This window comes from Klebsiella sp. BIGb0399, assembly GCF_003752615.1.
Lineage (GTDB): Bacteria > Pseudomonadota > Gammaproteobacteria > Enterobacterales > Enterobacteriaceae > Klebsiella > Klebsiella lignicola.
This window is the reverse complement of record NZ_RKHT01000006.1, coordinates 226297-246618: the sequence shown is the minus strand read 5'-3', so window position 1 is coordinate 246618 and position 20322 is coordinate 226297. Positions and strand designations below refer to the sequence as shown.

Annotated in this window: 20 protein-coding genes, 1 pseudogene and 1 other annotated feature; of the genes and pseudogenes, 9 read left to right on the top strand and 12 right to left on the bottom strand. The window is 54.8% G+C overall.

The genetic code is table 11. The annotated features are described in order from the left end of the window. Nucleotides 1–51 precede the first annotated feature (51 nt). From recR to EDF82_RS11805, 5 genes are all read right to left on the bottom strand, one after another. Nucleotides 52–657 (bottom strand): recombination mediator RecR, encoded by a 606-nt coding sequence (gene recR / locus EDF82_RS11825; RefSeq protein WP_004858810.1) that lies wholly within the window; start codon nt 655–657, stop codon nt 52–54. Continuing rightward, on the bottom strand, nt 657–989 hold the full coding sequence (locus tag EDF82_RS11820; RefSeq protein ID WP_004858807.1) for a YbaB/EbfC family nucleoid-associated protein: 333 nt from the start codon (nt 987–989) through the stop codon (nt 657–659). The genes recR and EDF82_RS11820 overlap by 1 nt, the downstream gene beginning before the upstream one ends. Before the next feature lie 57 nt (nt 990–1046). After that, complete coding sequence (dnaX, locus tag EDF82_RS11815) at nt 1047–2963, bottom strand: DNA polymerase III subunit gamma/tau (protein WP_123755742.1); 1917 nt, start codon at nt 2961–2963, stop codon at nt 1047–1049. Continuing rightward, nucleotides 1653–1717 (bottom strand) — a sequence feature (DnaX frameshifting element). It overlaps the preceding gene by 65 nt. A 238-nt stretch (nt 2964–3201) precedes the next feature. Further along, complete coding sequence (apt, locus tag EDF82_RS11810) at nt 3202–3753, bottom strand: adenine phosphoribosyltransferase (RefSeq protein WP_004129935.1); 552 nt, start codon at nt 3751–3753, stop codon at nt 3202–3204. 150 nt (nt 3754–3903) lie between these two features. Next, nucleotides 3904–4281: a DUF454 family protein gene (locus EDF82_RS11805; protein WP_123755741.1), complete on the bottom strand. Its 378-nt coding sequence runs from the start codon at nt 4279–4281 to the stop codon at nt 3904–3906. A gap of 69 nt (nt 4282–4350) precedes the next feature. Between EDF82_RS11805 and priC the strand changes: the two genes are divergently transcribed. Beyond that, a complete protein-coding gene (gene priC, locus EDF82_RS11800; RefSeq protein ID WP_123755740.1) occupies nt 4351–4878 on the top strand; it encodes a primosomal replication protein N'' in 528 nt (175 codons plus the stop codon). A 14-nt stretch (nt 4879–4892) separates the two neighbouring features. Then, nucleotides 4893–5057: a pleiotropic regulatory protein RsmS gene (gene rsmS / locus EDF82_RS11795; protein WP_123755739.1), complete on the top strand. Its 165-nt coding sequence runs from the start codon at nt 4893–4895 to the stop codon at nt 5055–5057. A gap of 76 nt (nt 5058–5133) precedes the next feature. Here rsmS and mscK read toward each other — a convergent pair whose 3' ends face one another. Together mscK and acrR are read right to left on the bottom strand one after the other, a co-directional pair. Continuing rightward, complete coding sequence (gene mscK, locus EDF82_RS11790; RefSeq protein ID WP_123755738.1) at nt 5134–8478, bottom strand: mechanosensitive channel MscK; 3345 nt, start codon at nt 8476–8478, stop codon at nt 5134–5136. 133 nt (nt 8479–8611) lie between these two features. Then, nucleotides 8612–9262 (bottom strand): multidrug efflux transporter transcriptional repressor AcrR, encoded by a 651-nt coding sequence (gene acrR / locus EDF82_RS11785; RefSeq protein ID WP_123755737.1) that lies wholly within the window; start codon nt 9260–9262, stop codon nt 8612–8614. 142 nt (nt 9263–9404) lie between these two features. Here acrR and acrA point away from each other — a divergent pair, with 142 nt between their 5' ends. From acrA to maa, 5 genes are all read left to right on the top strand, one after another. Next, complete coding sequence (gene acrA / locus EDF82_RS11780; RefSeq protein ID WP_123755736.1) at nt 9405–10598, top strand: multidrug efflux RND transporter periplasmic adaptor subunit AcrA; 1194 nt, start codon at nt 9405–9407, stop codon at nt 10596–10598. 22 nt (nt 10599–10620) lie between these two features. Next, complete coding sequence (gene acrB, locus EDF82_RS11775; protein WP_123755735.1) at nt 10621–13767, top strand: multidrug efflux RND transporter permease subunit AcrB; 3147 nt, start codon at nt 10621–10623, stop codon at nt 13765–13767. 517 nt (nt 13768–14284) lie between these two features. After that, nucleotides 14285–14659: an Hha toxicity modulator TomB gene (gene tomB, locus EDF82_RS11770; protein WP_123755734.1), complete on the top strand. Its 375-nt coding sequence runs from the start codon at nt 14285–14287 to the stop codon at nt 14657–14659. 26 nt (nt 14660–14685) lie between these two features. Beyond that, nucleotides 14686–14904, top strand: a complete 219-nt coding sequence (locus EDF82_RS11765) for an HHA domain-containing protein (protein ID WP_004858783.1) — start codon at nt 14686–14688, stop codon at nt 14902–14904. A 151-nt stretch (nt 14905–15055) separates the two neighbouring features. After that, a complete protein-coding gene (gene maa / locus EDF82_RS11760; RefSeq protein ID WP_123756221.1) occupies nt 15056–15622 on the top strand; it encodes a maltose O-acetyltransferase in 567 nt (188 codons plus the stop codon). Here the strand turns inward: maa and EDF82_RS25445 are convergent. After that, nucleotides 15594–15692, bottom strand: a pseudogene (locus EDF82_RS25445) (hypothetical protein); the annotation flags it as partial. The gene maa and the pseudogene EDF82_RS25445 overlap by 29 nt on opposite strands. 33 nt (nt 15693–15725) lie before the next feature. Between EDF82_RS25445 and EDF82_RS11755 the strand changes: the two are divergent. After that, a complete protein-coding gene (locus tag EDF82_RS11755; protein ID WP_123755733.1) occupies nt 15726–16196 on the top strand; it encodes a YlaC family protein in 471 nt (156 codons plus the stop codon). Here the strand turns inward: EDF82_RS11755 and EDF82_RS11750 are convergent. Continuing rightward, complete coding sequence (locus tag EDF82_RS11750; RefSeq protein ID WP_123755732.1) at nt 16165–17622, bottom strand: PLP-dependent aminotransferase family protein; 1458 nt, start codon at nt 17620–17622, stop codon at nt 16165–16167. The two genes, EDF82_RS11755 and EDF82_RS11750, sit on opposite strands and share 32 nt — an antisense overlap. 100 nt (nt 17623–17722) lie before the next feature. On the opposite strand from EDF82_RS11750, the gene EDF82_RS11745 reads away from it, so the two are divergent. Then, nucleotides 17723–18433: a GNAT family N-acetyltransferase gene (locus EDF82_RS11745; RefSeq protein WP_123755731.1), complete on the top strand. Its 711-nt coding sequence runs from the start codon at nt 17723–17725 to the stop codon at nt 18431–18433. Here EDF82_RS11745 and ykgO read toward each other — a convergent pair. The 3 genes from ykgO to EDF82_RS11730 all read right to left on the bottom strand — a co-directional run bounded on the left by ykgO (nt 18430) and on the right by EDF82_RS11730 (nt 20060). Then, nucleotides 18430–18570, bottom strand: coding sequence for a type B 50S ribosomal protein L36 (gene ykgO / locus EDF82_RS11740; protein ID WP_003859006.1), 141 nt, complete (start codon nt 18568–18570; stop codon nt 18430–18432). The genes EDF82_RS11745 and ykgO overlap by 4 nt on opposite strands. Before the next feature lie 2 nt (nt 18571–18572). After that, a complete protein-coding gene (locus EDF82_RS11735; protein ID WP_123755730.1) occupies nt 18573–18833 on the bottom strand; it encodes a type B 50S ribosomal protein L31 in 261 nt (86 codons plus the stop codon). A 153-nt stretch (nt 18834–18986) separates the two neighbouring features. Further along, nucleotides 18987–20060 carry a LacI family DNA-binding transcriptional regulator gene (locus EDF82_RS11730; protein ID WP_123755729.1) on the bottom strand — a complete coding sequence of 358 codons (1074 nt, stop codon included), beginning with the start codon at nt 20058–20060 and terminating at the stop codon, nt 18987–18989. Between the last annotated feature and the right edge of the window lie 262 nt (nt 20061–20322).

The following is a 20322-nucleotide window of genomic DNA, read 5'->3' as shown; positions in this document are numbered from 1 at the left end:
GACGGGAGGGGAAATTTTCAAGCGGAGGCCCCGAAAAGCGCCTCCGTTTGGTTAAAAACGAATCTTATGTCGCCCGGCCAGGGAGTGGGACAGCGTGGTGCCGTCGACCATTTCCAGCTCGCCGCCGACGGGAACGCCATGGGCAATGCGGCTGGCTTCTACGCCATACTGCGCGCAGAGCTCGGCGATATAATTGGCGGTCGCTTCACCTTCCACCGTGGGGTTGGTGGCGAGGATCACTTCCTGCATCGATTCGTCACGCAGGCGCTGCTCCAGGCGATCGAGCCCAATGTCATCCGGTCCAATCCCATCGAGTGGTGACAGGTGGCCCATCAGGACAAAATAGCGGCCCGAAAACTGCCCGGTCTGCTCAATCGCGTAGATATCCGCGGGGCTTTCTACCACGCAGATCTGCCCGTTTTCACGGCGGCGCGGGTTGCTGCAAATATTGCACACTTCCTGCTCGGTGAAAGTGCGGCAATCGGCACAGTGGCCGATTTCCGACATTGCACGCGTTAACGACTGCGCCAGACGCATCCCGCCGCTACGATCGCGCTGAAGCAGCGTGAACGCCATGCGCTGCGCTGACTTCGGGCCAACGCCCGGCAGACAGCGCAATGCTTCCATAAGCTGAGTTAACAGCGGGCTGGTTTGCATCAGAATGGCATCTTAAAGCCAGGCGGCAGCTGCATACCGGAGGAAACGGAGGCCATCTTCTCTTTCTGGGTCTCTTCAATGCGACGCGCCGCATCGTTGAACGCCGCAGCCACGAGGTCTTCCAGCATGTCTTTGTCGTCTTCCAGCAGGCTCGGGTCGATTTCCACGCGACGGCAGTTATGTGCGCCGTTGATGGTCACTTTAACCAGACCGGCACCGGATTCACCGGTGACTTCCAGCTGGGCGATCTCTTCCTGCATTTTCTGCATTTTGTCTTGCATCTGCTGGGCCTGTTTCATCAGGTTACCCAGGCCGCCTTTTCCACCAAACATAGGCTTCTCTCTCAGTAAGTCATCGTTAAGGATGCTGACCGCAAGTTAAACTTGCAATCAAATGGGGCGAATACTCTCTTCATCCAGGTCCGCATCGAAGAACCGACGCAGCGTCTGAATGTTGTTATCCGCAATAATCGCTTCGCGCGCTTGCGCGAGCTTCTCTTCATAAATTGCCTGCCGCCACTCCAGCGGCGTGCGCATCGCAGGATTATCGTCTTCTACGATGGTCAGTTCAACCGGTGAACCGTACAATATGCCAAGCGCTTCGGCCAGCTTTTGCTGCGCACCGGCGGAATTCAGATGCCGCTGGCTCGGACGCAGATGCAGGCAGATTCGCTGACCCTCCTGCTCTTTCCAGGAATTCAGCGCCACCTGCTCCACCAGCTTCGGTACGGCAAGCTGATGGACCTCTGCCGCCCAGCTATCGCGCTCGACGGCTTCCAGCGCCAGCCTGGCCGCCAGCTCCGGCGTTTTTTCATGCTCCAGCGCTTTCTTCAGCGCTTTCGGCGTCGCCACCTCTTCTTTCACGGTTTCGACGACGGTGGTCGATGTCCAGCGATAGGCTTCTTTTTTAGCCGGTGCTTTTTCCTGTACCGCCGCGACGGCAGGACGCGCCTGCACGCGCTCGGTAATCGAACTTAAGCGCTCCAGCGCAGCGTTATTCACCGGCCGCGCGCGGGATGCGGCTGCCGGTTCACTCTTTTTTGGTGTGGGTGCTCCCTGACCACGCTGCAGCTGGCTGCGAGCCGCCAGCACCTGGCTGGTGGTTTGCGGCAAATTCTGCGGCGGTTGCGACTGCCCGACGGGGGCTGACGGCGCGGCGGCCTGAACCGGTGCGACCGGTATCGCTGGCGCGGGTTTTACCTCGGGTTCTGGCAGCGGCGTACGCGGATGAAACGCCAGCGCACGCAGTAACGTCATTTCGACGCCCATGCGTCGGTCTGGCGCATAGGGCAGCTCTTTACGGCCAATTAACAGCGTCTGATAGTATAGCTGGACATCTGCAGGCGGCACGGTGCGCGCGAGTTCGCGCATGCGCAGTTCAATGGCGGCCATGTCCGCGCCCAGCGCCGAAGGCGACAGCTGAACCATCGCAATGCGGTGCAGCAGGCTCTGCATCTCAACCAGCAAGGCTTCCCACTCAACACCGCGGGAAGCGGCATCGTTGACGCCCGCCATAACGCGTTCGCCATCGGCAGCCACCAGCGCTTCAATCAGCGACAGCGCCTGATCGTCGTCGAGCGTACCCAGCATGGTACTGACCGACTCCGCCGTCAGGCGGCCATCGCCGCTGGCAATCGCCTGGTCGGTGAGACTTAACGCGTCGCGCAGGCTGCCATCCGCCGCACGCGACAGCAGCTGCAGCGCGCGGGATTCAAAGGCAATCTGCTCTTCACCGAGAATATGTTCAAGCTGATGGCGGATCTGTTCGACATCCAGCGCCTTAAGATGGAACTGCAGGCAGCGCGACAGGATCGTCACCGGCAGCTTCTGCGGATCGGTGGTCGCCAGCAGGAATTTGACGTGCGCCGGCGGCTCTTCCAGCGTTTTTAACAACGCGTTGAAGCTATGGCGCGACAGCATATGGACTTCGTCGATCAGATAGACCTTAAAGCGGCCACGGGCCGGCGCGTACTGGACGTTATCCAGCAGGTCGCGGGTATCTTCGACTTTGGTTCGAGAAGCGGCATCGATCTCAATCAGATCGACAAAGCGCCCCTGCTCTATTTCCCGGCAGTTATCGCATACACCGCACGGCGTGGCGGTAATACCGGTTTCGCAGTTCAATCCTTTCGCAAGCAGGCGGGCGATCGAGGTTTTCCCTACGCCACGGGTGCCGGAAAAGAGATAAGCGTGATGAATGCGCCCTAACGATAAGCCATTCGCCAGTGCGGTCAGCACATGTTCCTGGCCGACGACGTCAGCAAAGGTTTGTGGGCGCCATTTACGGGCTAAGACCTGATAACTCATGGGCTGGCTCTGAAACGCTGGAAGGTGAAATCACGAGGGGGTCATGCTATCACAGCCCCGCCCGATCGGCGAGGCTATGTATCTGGAAATGCTTCGAGCCTGTCTCAGTAGACGTAATTGGCGCAGGCAGTTTTAACACGGACAGCGCGGAAAAACCGGAGCGTACATGTAGTACGTGAGGATTTTGAGCACTGCCCAGGTTCAACATGACAAGCAAAATAGTCTAATGCGCAGGCTCTTAGTGGCCCGGGAAAGGAACCAGGCTATAGCAATTGATGCCCAGTTTTTCCAGACGCTGCTCACCGCCCAGATCGAACAGATTGATAATGAAGGCTGCATCATGCACTTCGCCACCCAGACGACGGATCAGCTTCACCGTCGCGTCAATGGTGCCGCCGGTTGCCAGCAGATCGTCGACCACCAGCACTTTATCACCGGCTTTGATCGCATCAACATGGATTTCCAGCTGATCGGTGCCGTATTCCAACTCGTAGCTTTCGGCAATGGTTTCACGCGGCAGCTTACGGGGTTTACGTACCGGCACAAAGCCCACACCCAACGCCAGCGCAACCGGGGCGCCAAACAGGAAACCACGCGCTTCGGTCCCAACCACCTTGGTAATACCCGCGTCTTTATAACGCTCGGCCAGAAGTTCAATGCTGAGCGCATAGGCTTTCGGGTCTTCCAGTAAGCTGGTGACATCACGGAAAAGGATGCCAGGCTTCGGGTAGTCCTGGATGCTTTGGATGCTGTTCTTCAGATATTCAAGCTGCTGTGCAGTTGCGGTCATAAGTTTATGCCTGATTAAAACAGTGTTACTCACGGGCGTGCAAAATGGGCCAAAGAAACATTTGTTCAACCTTTGACCAGGCATGCCCGCGCTCGAAAACGCCAGAATTTACTGTCTGTCAGCGACAATTGCAACCTTCATTATTGTGCATCAGTGCTTTTGTTGCTTTGCATCAACCACCGGAATGCGCCACATAAATATCAGCAGGCAGGTCAGTATTACCAGCAGCAAGATGCGCACCCATGTAAGCTTAACCAGCCACAGCGAAAGGGCAAAGGTCAGCAGGATCATGACTATCGCCCGCGGCTTGGCGCCAGGCGGCATCGCGCGGTACTGCTGCCAGTGGCGAAGATAGCCGCCAAACCAGGAACGATACAGCAACCAGTAGTGAAAACGCGGTGATGAACGGGCAAAACACCAGGCCGCCAGCAGAATAAACGGCGTGGTTGGCAACAAAGGCAAAAAGATGCCCAGCGTCCCCAGGGCTACCGCCAGCCAGCCAATGATGATTAAAATAATACGTGGCATAATGCGAATCGTTATCAAGCAGAGATGGCTACTGTAGCACAGTTGTTTATCGAGGTAGGGAGGAGTTCATTGAAAACAACCCGGCTTTTACAAACGCTGGAAAATCAGCTGGCCCAGTTGGCGGTACAGCTTGCACCGCTGGCGCAGCATGCGACGCTCAGCGCCCGTTTCGACCGGCAGTTGTTTCGCACCCGCAGTACATTGATGCAGTCTTGTCTTGAAGAAGCGCAGCAGCATTTTGCTGAGCTGCGCCAGGCGGTGGAGAACCAGCAGCTGCCGCAGGTGAGCTGGCTGGCGGAACGGCTGGTCGCGCAAATCGCCGCCCTGAACCGGGAGGCGGCCACCTGGTCTCTGCGTCAATGGGATAGCGCTTCCCCCGGACTGCAACGCTGGCAGCGGCGGCGGTTGCAGCATCAGGAGTATGAACGTCAGCTGCTGGCGATGAGAAACGATCGCCAGCGTCAACTGGCGCAAGCGACAACGCTTGAGGATCAGCAACGGCTGGCCAAAGAGGTGGACGCCTATGCCGGACGCCTGGCGCGCTGTCGCGATGCACTGGAAAAAATAGAAGCCGTACTGGCACGTATCACGCGCTAACAGAAGGAAACGCAATGTCCCTGGAAACCGCCCCGGATGAGGTCAAACTGGCCGTTGATTTGATTATGCTGCTCGAAGAGAACCAGGTCCCGGCACGGACGGTGCTGGGTGCACTGGAGATAATCAAACGAGATTATGAGAAAAAACTAAGCCAGCCAGGCACCCAGACCAGCGAATAAAGCAACGCTAACTCACATCGTTAATCAACAAGGGCGGCACCCTGGCCGCCCTTGTTGATCGTCAATCTACCGCACTTTAACCGATAGCCGGTGACGGATCGTCGCCTTTGACTTCCCGCTTCAGCTCGGTCACTTCATCACCTTTTTCATTACGCAGATGCACTTCCAGCTGGTTGAAGGCGATATTAATGTCGTTCTCACGGCACAGGCGGTCAATCGCCCGGTTCAGCTCATCCACCGTGTAGCTACGATCGCGCAGTTCACGCACGTACAAACGCAGCTCATGATCCAGCGTGCTCGCGCCAAACGTGGTGAAGAATACCGATGGCGCCGGCTCCTGCATCACTTTCGGGTGTTCGTGCGCCGCCTGAAGCAGGACCTCTTTCACCTTATCGAGATCGGAGCCATACGCCACCCCAAGGCGGATCACCACGCGCGTCACGGTGTCGGACAGCGACCAGTTGATCAGGCGCTCGGTCACGAACGCTTTGTTCGGGATGATCACCTCTTTACGATCGAAGTCGGTAATGGTGGTGGCGCGAATACGGATTTTGCTGACAGTACCGGAGAAGGTACCGATCGTCACCGTATCGCCGATGCGCACCGGGCGTTCGAAGAGGATAATCAGGCCGGAAACGAAGTTCCCGAAGATCTCCTGCAGGCCGAAGCCCAGACCAACGGAGAGTGCCGCCGCCAGCCATTGCAATTTATCCCAGGAAACCCCCAGCGCGCCGAACACCGTCATCGCACTGATGGCGATGATCGCGTAGTTCATAATCGAGGTGATCGCATAGGAAGTCCCCTGGCGCATATTCAGCCGCGAGAGGATCAGAACTTCCAGCAGACCCGGCAAGTTACGAATCAGCGCCCAGGCCACCATCGACGCGACAATAGCAAACAGCAGGCTGCCCATCGTCACGTTACGCACCACGCTGGCGCCTGCTTCGGTGCCGCTGTAGTGCCACAGCGTAATGCTATCGAGATAGGCAAACACGGTAATCAGATCGGACCAAATCGCCCAGAACACCACGCCAAACAAGGCGACCATGACCAGCATGGTAATACGCAGCGTTTGTTGGTTAACCTGCTCCAGAGCAATCGTCGGCTCTTCCTGCGGCTCAGCCCCTTCGGCCCCCTCTTTCACCAGGTGCTGACGACGAGCCAGCGCACGGCGCCAGGCGATACGTCGCGCGGCAACGCTCAGGCCACGCAGCACGGTCTGGTACAGCAGGTTCCACAGCATCACCAGATAGACGGTTTCGATCCAGCGGCCCGCAAGACGCAAGGTGGTATAGAAGTAGCCCATTGCCGTCAGCACCATCAATGCAATCGGCACAATAGAAAGCACGGTGATGGTGAGCAGACGCAGGCTGTGTGATTCTTTGTCACGCCAGCTATCGCGGCACATTGGCCACACCAGCACCGCAATCAGCAGCAGGTTCATCAGGATAACGAACTGTCCCAGAACGTCATCCATCAGGTTCAGCGGCGACAGCTCGGACATCACCGACCAGAAATTCAGCGGCAACAGCGCCAGGCTCACGCGGACAATCTGACGACGCCAGTGGCTGGTCAACTGGGCAGGCATATTGAAGTGGCTGACCGCCACGCCATCTTTTTCCAGTACTTTCCAGCACAGACCGAACACCAGCCAGAACAGGGCCAGCTTTTTACTGTAGGCCCACAGCAGTTCGCTGATATTCAGCTGCATGGTCAGCAGAATCAGACCCACAGCCAGAATCAGCAGCACCACAGGCAAGGCGCGAATCAGATCGATCAGAATCGCTTTCGGCGTATGGAGCTGCGTATCGTTACGCAACTGTCCGACCTGCGACGCCAGCTTAGCCTGGTAGTTACGCAGCCACTGCAGACGCCAGCGAATCACCCCGGCAATCAGCAACAATGGCAGACCGGCGAGGAAGGCGACAAACACCGCAGGCCAGGCTTTCTCCCAGTTTACGGTGATTTTCATCGCCTTAAATTGCTCTTTCAGCGCCTCCGGGAAGGATTTAATCCAGTCCCAGTCCATCGGTTTATTGCTGTTCACCCAGAAAATCTGCTGGGTGAGGATCGCTTTGAGGTTGCTGGAGACGCTCATTAACTGCTGCTGGTTGATCTGCAGGTTAATCGCCATCATCAGCTGGTTGCCGAGCTGCTTATTAAACTGATCGAGCAGCTCACGACGCATATCCACGACATCCAGCAGCGCATCATGCACCTCCGGCGTCACATCAGCGCTATGCCCCTCTTCCAGTTTGGCCACGAAGTTGTCGCTCTGGAACAGCGCGTCACGCTGCTGGTTGACCTCGAATTGCTCCAGACGCAGGTCGGCAATCCGGTTGGTCATATCGCTCAGCTCTTCCGCCGACGGCAGCGTCTGCTGCTGCTGGTAGAGAATACGGGACAGCAGCAGGCTCCCCTTAAGGACGGAAATCTGCTCTTTGATATCGCGTTCAGATTGCAGCGCCCGATCGAGCCAGTTTTTGACCTGAATGTTGCGCTGCACGAGCTGGTTGCCGTTTTCCGTCGCCGAGATCAGCTTCTGGCTGAGCTGGTGGTTGATCTCCAGCTCCTGCTTGACCAGCGGGTTGGCCTGAATACGAGCGGTCTCATCAGGCGTTACCGCTTCCTGAGCCGTTTTTTCGGTTAGCGTCAGGCGTTTGCTGTTGACCGCCTCCTGCAACAGCTGCAGCTGATGCTCCAGGCGGTTGCTGTTGGCGCTGACATAGTCACGTTGTTTTTGCAGGGTATCCTGCAGGACCGTGTTGCCTTCGAGGCTCTTGCGCTGCTGATCGATCTGCGCATTCAGCAATGCCTGCTGTGCCAGGAGCAATCCCTGCTGGCTCGGCCGCAACGCCTCTTCGCCAACGGTGGTGCCATTCAGCCGGTTACGTATTTGCTGGAGCTGCTGGGACGCCGAATACATGGCGTTTTGCACACGTTCCGGCTGCGTTTGCAGGGAGACCAGCTGGCTGTTGTAGGTTGCCAGGTCGTTCTGGGCGGTCTGGAGATCGTCCAGAGTCTGGGTGACCCGCGATTCCAGCTGACGCAAAGAGAGCGTGCTGAGCGTTTTGCGCGTGGCTTCATCGTCAGGCACATCGCTGAGGGCGTTGAGGTTATCAACCGCCTGACGCATCTTCGCCGGCGCCTGTTCTACCTGCTGGCGCAGCTGGGTGGTTTCGGCCTTTATCCGCTCGATTTTATCGAGTGCTTCAAGCGTTTGAACCAGGTCTTGCTGAATTAACTTATCCTGTGGAGTCAGTTCTTTTTGTTTATTCAGGGTATTAAGTTGATTCTGAACATCAGATCGGTCGGGAACATCAGCAGCCTGGGCCTGGTTAATGCTAAGGCAGCTAACAAATAACAACAGTAGAATGACAAACGCGGAAGTGGCATTACGCCTACGAATAGTATGCAGCATAGTGTTAGCACGAGTGGTTGCAAAAGCCGGAGAATACCGGGGATCGTTACAGCGCGCAGAATAGCACTTCTGCCACCGCGCGAATAGCAGTCAGCAGCAGCAAAAAACCACCTTTTTTGTCCTGTCAGCTCAGTTAATTCTTAATTTCCGCTGGCTCCCGGAGAGAAGGACAGAGCTGATACATTTCTAAAAGAATAGAAACATAGTTACGGGCTTCTTTTTTGAGATCGAAAGAATCTGGCGCAAAAAGCCAGTTTTCCATCAGTCCGGAGAGATAGCTGCGCATTAAAACGGCGGCCTGACGGGTGAGCAGGTTGGCGGGCAGCAGTTTGGCGGCAATACATTCACGGAGTGTATGTTCTATGCGATCGTAGCTTTCGAGACATAAGCTGCGTTGTGCGTTTTGCACTACCGCCATCTCACCGACGAATTCGCACTTATGGAATATAATTTCCATCATCAGTCGTCTACGCTCTTCTGTCACCGTAGCTTCAAGGATATAAACTAAGATTTCACGGACAACTGAGAGTGGATCGCTGGGGAATTTTGCCCGATACTCAACTTCAAGATCGCTAATACTTGCGTCCGACAGCACCCAGATTTCGTTAAATAGATCTGATTTATTCTTAAAATGCCAGTAGATAGCCCCCCTCGTCACCCCGGCAGCTTTTGCAATTGCTGCTAACGAGGTAGATGATACGCCTTGCTGCGAAAACAAACGCAAAGCCACATCCAGTATGTGTTGCCGGGTTTCAAGTGCCTGTTGTTTGGTTTTTCGTGCCATAGGTTGATGAGTTTACAGAGGTTACGTTTACATACATTTGTGAATGTATGTACCATAGCATGACCATAATAGAAACACAGTAGTGGGTTTGTGGTCGTTTGAGCCACTGAACAATTTGAAATTGGACACTCGAGGTTTACATATGAACAAAAACAGAGGGTTAACGCCTCTGGCGGTCGTTCTGATGCTCTCAGGCAGCTTAGCGCTAACAGGATGTGACGACAAACCGGCTCAGCAAGGGGCTCAGCATATGCCGGAAGTCGGTGTAGTGACGCTCAAATCCGCACCTCTGCAAATCACCACTGAGCTACCGGGCCGTACCAGCGCCTACCGTATTGCAGAAGTCCGCCCTCAGGTAAGTGGCATTATTCTGAAACGTAACTTTACGGAAGGTGGCGATATCAAGGCCGGCGAGTCTCTCTATCAGATCGACCCCGCGACCTATCAGGCCAGCTATGAAAGTGCGAAAGGCGATTTAGCCAAAGCACAGGCGGCGGCCAATATCTCCCAGCTGACGGTTAAACGTTATCAGAAACTGCTTGGTACCAAGTACATCAGTCAACAAGACTATGATACTGCGGTCGCCGATGCTCAGCAGAACAATGCTGCCGTTGTCGCCGCGAAAGCTGCGGTAGAAACTGCACGTATTAACCTGGCTTATACCAAAGTCACGTCGCCGATCAGCGGCCGCATTGGTAAATCTGCGGTTACCGAAGGTGCGCTGGTGCAGAACGGTCAAACCACCGCCCTGTCCACCGTTCAGCAGCTGGATCCGATCTACGTTGACGTAACCCAGTCGAGCAACGATTTCCTGCGTCTGCGACAAGAGCTGACAAACGGCACGCTGAAACAAGAAAACGGCAAAGCCAAAGTCGAGCTGGTGACCAGCGACGGGATTGAGTATCCGCAAGCCGGTACGCTTGAGTTCTCCGATGTCACCGTTGATCAGACAACCGGTTCAATCACTTTACGCGCCGTCTTCCCGAACCCGGACCACACGCTGTTACCAGGTATGTTCGTGCGTGCTCGTCTGCAGGAAGGCACCAACCCGGATGCGCTGCTGGTTCCACAGCAGGGTGTCACCCGTACACCACGTGGCGATGCCAGCGTGATGGTGGTGGGTGAAGGCGATAAAGTGGAAACCCGTCAGGTCAATGCCACCCAGGCAATTGGCGATAAATGGCTGGTGACCAGCGGCGTGAAATCCGGCGATCGCGTGATCGTTACCGGGCTGCAAAAAGTAAAACCAGGCGTGCAGGTAAAAGCGCAGGAAGTGACCTCTGACGATAAACAGCAAGTTGCCAGTAACGCGCAGTCAGAACAAACCAAGTCTTAACTTAAACAGGAGCCGTTAAGACATGCCTAATTTCTTTATCGATCGCCCCATATTCGCATGGGTGATCGCCATTATCATCATGCTAGCGGGTGGTCTTGCGATCATGAAGCTGCCAGTTGCGCAATATCCAACGATTGCGCCACCGGCCGTTTCGATCACCGCAACCTACCCCGGCGCTGATGCGAAAACGGTGCAGGACACCGTGACACAGGTTATCGAACAGAACATGAACGGTATCGATAACCTGATGTACATGTCCTCCAACAGTGACTCAACCGGTACGGTACAGATTACCCTGACCTTCCAGTCAGGTACTGATGCAGATATCGCGCAGGTACAGGTGCAGAACAAACTGCAGCTCGCCATGCCGCTGCTGCCGCAGGAAGTACAGCAACAGGGCGTGAGCGTGGAGAAATCCTCCAGTAGCTTCCTGATGGTTGTCGGCGTTATCAACACCAACGGCACCATGACGCAGGAGGATATTTCCGACTACGTGGGCGCCAACATGAAAGATGCGATCAGCCGTACGTCTGGTGTGGGTGACGTTCAGCTGTTTGGTTCCCAGTACGCGATGCGTATCTGGATGGATCCGAACAAACTGAACAACTTCCAGCTGACGCCGGTCGATGTGATCAGCGCGATTAAAGCGCAGAACGCCCAGGTTGCAGCCGGTCAGTTAGGCGGTACGCCGCCGGTGAAAGGCCAGCAGCTGAACGCCTCGATCATCGCGCAGACCCGTCTGAAATCCGCTGACGAATTCAGCAATATTTTGCTGAAAGTGAACCAGGATGGTTCGCAGGTTCGTCTTCGTGATGTCGCCAAGGTTGAACTGGGTGGTGAGAACTACGACATCGTCGCGAAGTTTAACAACCAGCCGGCTTCCGGTCTGGGTATTAAACTGGCGACCGGCGCGAACGCGCTGGATACGGCGAATGCCATTCGTGCCGAACTGGCAAAAATGGAGCCGTACTTCCCGTCAGGCCTGAAAATTGTTTACCCGTATGACACCACGCCGTTCGTGAAAATCTCTATTCACGAAGTGGTGAAAACGCTGGTGGAAGCGATCATCCTGGTATTCCTGGTGATGTATCTGTTCCTGCAGAACTTCCGCGCGACGTTGATTCCAACCATCGCGGTACCGGTCGTATTGCTGGGGACGTTCGCGATCCTCGCCATCTTCGGCTTCTCGATAAACACCCTGACCATGTTTGGTATGGTGCTGGCGATCGGTCTTCTCGTCGATGACGCCATCGTGGTGGTCGAAAACGTCGAGCGTGTCATGGCGGAAGAAGGCCTGCCGCCGAAGGAAGCAACCCGTAAGTCTATGGGCCAGATCCAGGGCGCGCTGGTGGGTATCGCCATGGTGCTGTCGGCGGTATTTATCCCGATGGCCTTCTTCGGTGGTTCAACAGGGGCGATTTACCGTCAGTTCTCCATCACTATCGTCTCCGCGATGGCGCTGTCGGTACTGGTTGCATTGATCCTGACCCCGGCGCTGTGCGCCACGATGTTAAAACCTATCGCCAAAGGCGGTCACGGCGAGCACAAAGGCTTCTTTGGCTGGTTTAACCGCATGTTCGATAAGAGCACGCACCACTACACCGATAGCGTAGGTAACATTCTGCGCAGTACCGGTCGCTACCTGGTGCTGTATCTGATCATCGTCGTCGGAATGGCGTGGCTGTTCGTTCGTCTGCCAAGCTCGTTCTTACCAGATGAAGACCAGGGCGTATTCCTGAGCATGGCGCAGCTTCCGGCTGGCGCGACGCAGGAACGTACGCAGAAAGTGCTCGACGAGATGACGGACTACTATCTCACCAAAGAGAAAGACAACGTTGAGTCGGTGTTTGCTGTTAACGGCTTCGGCTTCGCCGGTCGTGGTCAGAACACCGGTATCGCGTTCGTCTCGCTGAAAGACTGGAGCGAACGTCCTGGTTCAGAGAACAAGGTTGAAGCGATTACCGGTCGTGCGATGGCCCGTTTCTCGCAGATTAAAGATGCGATGGTCTTCGCCTTTAACCTGCCGGCTATCGTGGAACTGGGTACCGCAACCGGCTTCGACTTCCAGCTGATCGACCAGGGTGGTTTGGGCCATGAAAAACTGACCCAGGCACGTAACCAGTTGTTTGGTGAAGTAGCGAAGCACCCTGACCTGCTGGTCGGCGTGCGTCCAAACGGTCTGGAAGATACACCGCAGTTCAAGGTGGATATCGACCAGGAGAAAGCGCAGGCGTTGGGCGTATCTATCAGCGACATCAATACCACACTGGGCGCGGCCTGGGGCGGTAGCTATGTCAACGACTTTATCGACCGCGGTCGCGTGAAGAAAGTGTACGTCATGTCTGAAGCGAAATACCGTATGCTGCCGGAAGATATTGGCAACTGGTACGTTCGCGGTAGCGACGGGCAGATGGTGCCGTTCTCGGCCTTCTCGACGTCACACTGGGAGTACGGTTCTCCGCGTCTGGAACGCTATAACGGTCTGCCATCGATGGAAATCCTTGGTCAGGCGGCACCGGGCAGAAGTACCGGTGAAGCGATGACCATGATGGAAGAACTGGCCAGCAAACTGCCTTCGGGTATTGGCTATGACTGGACCGGTATGTCCTACCAGGAACGTCTGTCCGGTAACCAGGCACCAGCGCTGTATGCCATTTCACTTATCGTGGTATTCCTCTGTCTGGCAGCGCTGTATGAAAGCTGGTCGATACCGTTCTCGGTCATGCTGGTTGTGCCACTGGGGGTTATCGGCGCCCTGCTGGCGGCAACGTTCCGTGGCCTGACAAACGACGTTTACTTCCAGGTGGGCCTGCTGACAACCATTGGCTTGTCGGCGAAGAACGCGATACTTATCGTCGAATTCGCCAAAGATCTGATGGATAAAGAAGGCAAAGGTCTGATTGAGGCAACGCTGGAAGCGGTACGTATGCGTCTGCGTCCTATCCTGATGACCTCACTGGCATTTATCCTCGGGGTTATGCCGCTGGTTATCAGTTCCGGTGCAGGCTCCGGTGCACAGAACGCCGTAGGTACTGGCGTAATGGGCGGGATGGTGACCGCGACGGTACTGGCAATCTTCTTTGTTCCAGTGTTCTTCGTGGTGGTTCGTCGCCGCTTCAGTAAGAAAACGGAAGACATTGAGCACAGCCATCCGGTTGAGCATCATTAATCTCCCATGACTAAGGGCCGCATATGCGGCCCTTTTTTTATGTGCCTCAGACCACTTTCCGACGTCCTGAGCCAGCGAGATCGCCGCCTTATATTAAAGGGCACACATTGCCACGGTTTATTTTACATTCTGATATACAATTTCTTGTGATAAGCTCTGCTTTATTCCACTCGGATTATTCTTTTCCTGGCTTATCAGTGATAAGAATATTCTTAACTCTGAATTCGTTGAAGATAGTCTTGTAACCGCAGGAAATCATTAGTTAAATCAATGACCCATAAGCCTTGTTACCCGCTACTGACCCCTGACCGGATGCTGTAATAATAAATTCGGATATTTTTAAGATAAATTAACCGCGATAATTGTAATTTTTCGTAATAGCACGGTGAAATCTTTTTAAGAGTGGATTATAGTTAAAACAACAGGATTACAATGTATGTGTCAGGTCTGTTAGTCGTGTTCATCCCACAACGGTGCTTGCTGGTCGTCGTTTAAACCACTCATAAGGGGATGCGTTATGGACGAATACTCGCCAAAAAGACATGATATCGCGCAACTTCGATTTCTTTGCGAAACCCTGTATCATGACTGCCTTGCAAACCTGGAAGAGATCAACCACGGCTGGGTGAATGACCCGACGTCGGCTGTCAATCTTCAGCTTAATGAATTGATCGAACACATCGCCACGTTCGCGCTTAATTATAAAATTAAGTACGCTGAGGATAATAAACTGATTGCTCAGCTGGACGAATACCTGGACGACACGTTTATGTTGTTCAGTAGTTATGGCATTAACACGGGCGATCTCCAGAAATGGCGTAAATCGGGGAATCGGTTATTCCGTTGTTTCGTGAATGCCAGCCGGGAGAACCCGGCAAGTCTTTCTTGTTAGTATTATTACAATCTAAAGGTGATTTTATGTCTGGTGAACCATTAACCAAAACAGACTATTTGATGCGCTTACGTCGCTGTCAGACAATTGATACGCTGGAACGCGTAATTGAAAAAAACAAATATGAACTTTCCGATAACGAACTGGCTGTATTTTACTCAGCGGCCGATCATCGTCTTGCCGAATTGACCATGAATAAGCTTTACGACAAAATCCCAACATCTGTGTGGAAATTCATTCGTTAATTCATTTTACGTATCTATACGCAGGTTAATTGCGTTGCTCCTCTTACGCAGGACTTAATTGTGATATCTCTCGCATAAGTCATTAATAATGCTTATGAAACCGGTCTCTTTTTTTTTATATTATGGTGCCCATTTCATTAAGGAAAGCACCATGAGTGAAGAAAAACGTAAAATGATCGCTGGCGAGCTGTATCAGCCAGGAGACGCAACGTTACGAGCCGATCGCCAGCACGCCAGGCAATTACTGCATCGCTACAACCATTCGGCACCCGATGAACGTGAATGGCGGGCAACATGCCTTACCGAGCTATTTGGCAGGGATCATGACGCCTATATTGAACCCAGTTTCCGCTGTGATTATGGTTACAATATATTCCTCGGTACCAATTTTTACGCCAACTTTGACTGCGTGATGCTCGACGTTTGCCCGATTCATATCGGTAATAATTGCATGTTGGCGCCCGGCGTCCATATCTATACCGCCACGCATCCACTGGATGCGGTCGAACGCAACAGCGGTAAAGAGTACGGCAAACCCGTGACGATTGGCCATAATGTCTGGATTGGCGGTCGGGCGGTGATTAATCCCGGTGTGACGATTGGCGACAACGCGGTTATCGCTTCCGGTGCCGTGGTGGTGAAAGATGTTCCGGCTTACGCCGTCGTCGGCGGCAACCCGGCGCAAATCATTAAGATGCTGACACCGCAAAAATCGTAACTGTTATGCTTTTCTGCAACTGATCTGTTACTTTCCCGAGAGATTGCTGCAACATAAAATAGCCTTCAGGCTAGCGCGTTATGAAGCAGAACCGGGGAGCAAAATGACAGAAATACAGCAACTGCTGACAAACACCATTGATGAACTCAATGCGCAAGAGAAGCGTGACAACCGTCCGCGCTTCAGTATCAGTTTTATCCGCAACCATCCGTGGCTGTTCGTCGCGATGTACGCCGCTTTCCTCGCAACCTTCGTGGTCATGTGGCGTTCAGAAACACTGGCAGATTCCGTCTGGTTGCTGGTGGTGCTGTTTGTCCTGCTCAACGGTTTCTTCTTTTTCGACGTCTACCCGCGCTATCGCTATGAAGATATCGATGTCCTGGATTTTCGCGTTTGCTACAACGGCGAGTGGTACAACACGCGTTACGTTCCGCAGCAGCTGATTGAGCGTATTCTGCAATCGCCCCGCGTGGCCGGCGAGCAAAAAAGCCAGCTTGAGAAAATGGTCGCCACCAAAGGTGAGCTGTCGTTTTACGATGTCTTCAGCCTGACCCGCGTCGGGACTGCGCAATAAGACGATTTAACGTCCGTATCGCCGGACCAAAGTGCGAAGCGGAGGTATTACCGTACCCCAGCACCAACCCGCTTCGCGCCTGCGCGGCATTAAGGTAAAACCGGCTTAACGCCGCCGGAGCCTGCTGATACTGCCGCGCCTTCTCGACTATCGCGCCATCGTCGATCCCGTCGATGGCCACCGTCAAATGCAGACCGCCCTCCCCGCCCAGAATCTCACAAGGTTGAGTAAGCTCCATCTCAAGAGCCTCCCGCAGCTGCAGTTGTCGTCCACGATACAAGCGACGCATCGCCGCCAGATGACGGGCGTAATGCCCCTCTTCAATAAACAGCGCCAGCGCACGCTGTTCGGCGCGGTGACCGCCGCGCAGCAGCGACCCTACAATCCCCTGCGCCGCTTCCGCCAGCGCAGGAGGCATCACCACGAAACCAATACGCAGCGCCGGAAACAACGTTTTGCTGAAGGTACCTAGATAGACTACCGGCGCCTGCTTTAGCATGCCTGACATCGCCTGAATCGGCTCACCGCTGTAGCGAAACTCGCTATCGTAATCATCTTCAATGATCCAGGCATCGTGCTGCCGGGCATAGTCCAGCAGCGCCAGACGCCGTCGCGCGCTCATGACCGCCCCACACGGATACTGGTGTGAGGGCGAGGTGAAAATCAGGCGCGGAGTCGTGCTGTCGTTAACATCCGGGCACATCCCTTCGCTATCGACCGGCATCCCTTTGATATGCAGCCCGGCCTTCAGAAAGACGCTCTTCGCCCCAGGATAACCCGGCTCTTCGACCCACGCGGTATCGCCCGCGACGCTCAGCAGATGCGTACAAATGTTCACCCCTTCCAGCGCGCCTTCGGTGATCACTACCTGTCGGGCATCGCAGCGGATCCCTCGCGACAGCGCCAGATGGCGCACAATCGCCTCCCGCAACGCAGGATCGCCCGCCGCATCGCCATACCCCAGCAGCGCATAGCCCTCTTCCCTCAGCACCCGGTCGAGCAGCCGTCGCCAGACCGGCAAGGGGAAATAGTTTATCGCCGGCGTACCGGGGGTAAACGCCAGCACGGGTGAATCCCGGCGGGTCCCCGCAGGTAACGCCAGCAGCCTCTCCGGCAACGCAATGGCAGAGGCTGGCCCTTCGCTCTCACCAGCAGTCAGCTGCCTGGCTACCCAAGTGCCCTGGCGACTGCGTGACAGATACCCCTCCATTGCCAGCTGATCCAGCGCTGCATTGATGGTATTACGCGACAGAGTGAGCCGTTCGGCAATAGCCCGCGAACCGGGTAGACGGCTTCCCCCCACCAGCACCCCCTGCAGGATAGCCTCGCGCAGCGTGCGATACAGCGTGCGCTGGAGGGTTTCGTGGTCCCGGTGGTTTAAGGAATGTTCCAGCAGGGTGAAAAAGGCATCGTCAGGGATATTCATAGCGGCTCCTCGTGGCACCATCAAAACATACTCTGATGGCTCTTTTTATGGAACCAGTAAAACCGTAGTCTCAGCCTACTCATCCAGACAAGGAAACCCCATGAATCAGCAAAACGCGTTCGGTCAACCCGTTGGCGAAGCCCTGCCCGACTGGCAGCCGCGCCCTCACCCGGAGCGCCTCGTTCTGCAAGGCCGCACCTGCCGCCTTGAACCACTGACTACCGCGCACGCCGGCGCCCTCTTTGCCGCACACCAACTGGCTGCGGATACCCGCAGCTGGACCTGGCTGCTGCGCGAGCCGGACAACAGCGTGGAGGAATATAGCGCCTGGGTTGCCAGCGTGGAGCATCTCAGCGATCCCATGCATTTCGCGGTGATCGATCGGCAGACCAACCAGCCGGTTGGCTCACTGGCGCTGATGCGTATCGATGCGAATCATGGCGTGGTTGAAGTTGGACACGTGCATTTCTCGCCGCTGCTCAGCCGGACGGTCATGGCAACGGAAGCCCACTGGCTCCTGATGCGCTACGCGTTCGATACGCTCGGCTATCGTCGCTATGAGTGGAAATGCAATAGTCTGAACGCCCCGTCATGCCGGGCGGCACAGCGGTTAGGTTTTCATTTTGAGGGACGTTTTCGTCAGGCGCTGGTGATAAAGGGCCACAACCGCGATACCGACTGGTTCTCGATAATCGACGGCGAGTGGCCGCAGGTGGATAAGGCGATGCAACGCTGGCTGGCCAGCGAGAACTTTAGCGCCGATGGCCAGCAGCGTCAGACGCTGGAGAGCTTCCGCGCGACGGCAAATTAACGACGCTTCTTGCGCCCCTGCACGGCTTTAAAGCGCGGGTTGCTCTTACAAATCACGTACAGCCGCCCTTTGCGCTTCACAATCTGGCAGTCCGGGTGGCGCTGTTTGGCGCTACGCAGCGAGTTGAGTACCTGCATCGTTAGTTCCTTTTCGCATCAATAAAACCGCCGAAACGCTGGCGGAAACGCGCCGTACTGCCTTCGTTGTTGAAGGCTTTCTGTTTACCGGTGTAATACGGGTGCGATTTTGACGACACGTCCAGGGTGACATAGGGATAGGTCACCCCTTCCAGTTCAATCACGCGCTCGGTCTTAATCGTCGATCCCACTTTAAAATATTCATTCACGCTGGTGTCGTGGAACACCACGGTACGGTAATGCGGGTGGATATTGGCTTTCATGTTAACCCCACTAGATATGTTATAACATAACAACAAGGTTACGCCGCACCAACGCAAAGATCAACCCTGATAAATTCATGGGATCACCGGACAAATACAGAAAGGCAGAACCAGAGAACAGAAAAACAGGCGGCGTGAGCCGCCCGTGATGGATTACGGATTGAGCTGATGGGCAAGCGCGCGCAGCTGTTCGGCGATCGCCTGCAGGTTTTTCCCCTGATCGGTTTTCGGCCCGGTGGAGTGACGCACCACCAGTCTGGCAGGCAAAATCGACGAGGTATGCGATGTGTCACTATCCCCGCTATCGAGAAGGCGGCGCACCGCCTCTTTGCCTTGCAAATCGAGGTCCAGGGACACCGTCGTCAGCGCCGGATAGAAGAAGGAGCTTTCGTAGGTGTCATCGTAGCCAATCACCGATTTTTCACCGGGGATCGGTACCTGATGCTGATGGAACGCGCTCAGCACGCCCAGCGCCATCTGGTCATTTCCCACCAGTACCGCGCTGAATTTTGGCGTCTCACGTAGCATCTGCAACGCCCCGGCATAACCGCTCTGGGCATCCCAGTTACCGCGAATCACCGTGACCGGCTGCAAACCATATCCTTCCAGGGTCTCCATCCAGCTTTTCAGGCGCAGCGTTGCCGATACGGAGCTCTCCGGGCCTGCCAACAACGCAATATCCCGATGCCCCATCTCAAACAGGTATTTGACGCTCGCACGGGTGCCGTCAGCCGGGTTAAACGAAACGTTAAACACCGAACTGTAGGGATCGACATCCAGGAAAAGACAGACGATATCATCGTTGTCAGCCGCGATTTTCTGGGCCTCTTCGGTCTCCAGAGGCACGTTGATAATGACCTTATCAACTAGCTGAGACTTCAGCTCATTGATGGATTCCTGGATACTTTGATTGACGCTCTCATCAATCATTGAAATCAGCACCTGATAACCTTCGACATTCGCATAGCGTTTTACCGCCGCGGCGACCTGTGAAGGGGCGTGCAGGGAGAGCGAAATCGTCACTAGCCCCACCGTTCGACTCTGTTTTCCCACCAGCTGTTGTGCGAGGCGGTTCGGGACATACCTTAGCAACTCAATGGATTTCTCCACCTTGTGGCGCGTGGCTTCAGATACATTGGCAGATTTATTGAGCACCCTGGACACGGTCTGATAAGAGACGCCCGCATGACGAGCGACGTCTTCTAAGGTTGCGCTTTTAGACTTCATGGTCCGGTTCCTTATGTTGTTATCCCTGGATTGTAACAGGGGCCATTTGAAAAAACGCTCTCCTCAACATTCCATTGCGATAATGCGACACAAAAAGTATTACGCTCACAATACAGTAAATTGTGAATACTCTCACCAACCGTAACAAATTGCGCCATTTTATTTGCAGTTTATCACACAATCGCGATCGTTCATTTGCCTTGATTTACATTTAGGCATTTCATGACAGCGTTAATGTGAACGTAATACAAAACAATAAGAG

What these genes read in the sequence shown, in the direction of transcription:
- recR (WP_004858810.1), bottom strand. Translation starts at nt 657, where the DNA reads ATGCAAACCAGCCCGCTGTTAACTCAGCTTATGGAAGCATTGCGCTGT.
- EDF82_RS11820 (WP_004858807.1), bottom strand. Translation starts at nt 989, where the DNA reads ATGTTTGGTGGAAAAGGCGGCCTGGGTAACCTGATGAAACAGGCCCAG.
- dnaX (WP_123755742.1), bottom strand. Translation starts at nt 2,963, where the DNA reads ATGAGTTATCAGGTCTTAGCCCGTAAATGGCGCCCACAAACCTTTGCT.
- apt (WP_004129935.1), bottom strand. Translation starts at nt 3,753, where the DNA reads ATGACCGCAACTGCACAGCAGCTTGAATATCTGAAGAACAGCATCCAA.
- EDF82_RS11805 (WP_123755741.1), bottom strand. Translation starts at nt 4,281, where the DNA reads ATGCCACGTATTATTTTAATCATCATTGGCTGGCTGGCGGTAGCCCTG.
- rsmS (WP_123755739.1), top strand. Translation starts at nt 4,893, where the DNA reads ATGTCCCTGGAAACCGCCCCGGATGAGGTCAAACTGGCCGTTGATTTG.
- mscK (WP_123755738.1), bottom strand. Translation starts at nt 8,478, where the DNA reads ATGCTGCATACTATTCGTAGGCGTAATGCCACTTCCGCGTTTGTCATT.
- acrR (WP_123755737.1), bottom strand. Translation starts at nt 9,262, where the DNA reads ATGGCACGAAAAACCAAACAACAGGCACTTGAAACCCGGCAACACATA.
- acrA (WP_123755736.1), top strand. Translation starts at nt 9,405, where the DNA reads ATGAACAAAAACAGAGGGTTAACGCCTCTGGCGGTCGTTCTGATGCTC.
- acrB (WP_123755735.1), top strand. Translation starts at nt 10,621, where the DNA reads ATGCCTAATTTCTTTATCGATCGCCCCATATTCGCATGGGTGATCGCC.
- tomB (WP_123755734.1), top strand. Translation starts at nt 14,285, where the DNA reads ATGGACGAATACTCGCCAAAAAGACATGATATCGCGCAACTTCGATTT.
- EDF82_RS11765 (WP_004858783.1), top strand. Translation starts at nt 14,686, where the DNA reads ATGTCTGGTGAACCATTAACCAAAACAGACTATTTGATGCGCTTACGT.
- maa (WP_123756221.1), top strand. Translation starts at nt 15,056, where the DNA reads ATGAGTGAAGAAAAACGTAAAATGATCGCTGGCGAGCTGTATCAGCCA.
- EDF82_RS11755 (WP_123755733.1), top strand. Translation starts at nt 15,726, where the DNA reads ATGACAGAAATACAGCAACTGCTGACAAACACCATTGATGAACTCAAT.
- EDF82_RS11750 (WP_123755732.1), bottom strand. Translation starts at nt 17,622, where the DNA reads ATGAATATCCCTGACGATGCCTTTTTCACCCTGCTGGAACATTCCTTA.
- EDF82_RS11745 (WP_123755731.1), top strand. Translation starts at nt 17,723, where the DNA reads ATGAATCAGCAAAACGCGTTCGGTCAACCCGTTGGCGAAGCCCTGCCC.
- ykgO (WP_003859006.1), bottom strand. Translation starts at nt 18,570, where the DNA reads ATGCAGGTACTCAACTCGCTGCGTAGCGCCAAACAGCGCCACCCGGAC.
- EDF82_RS11735 (WP_123755730.1), bottom strand. Translation starts at nt 18,833, where the DNA reads ATGAAAGCCAATATCCACCCGCATTACCGTACCGTGGTGTTCCACGAC.
- EDF82_RS11730 (WP_123755729.1), bottom strand. Translation starts at nt 20,060, where the DNA reads ATGAAGTCTAAAAGCGCAACCTTAGAAGACGTCGCTCGTCATGCGGGC.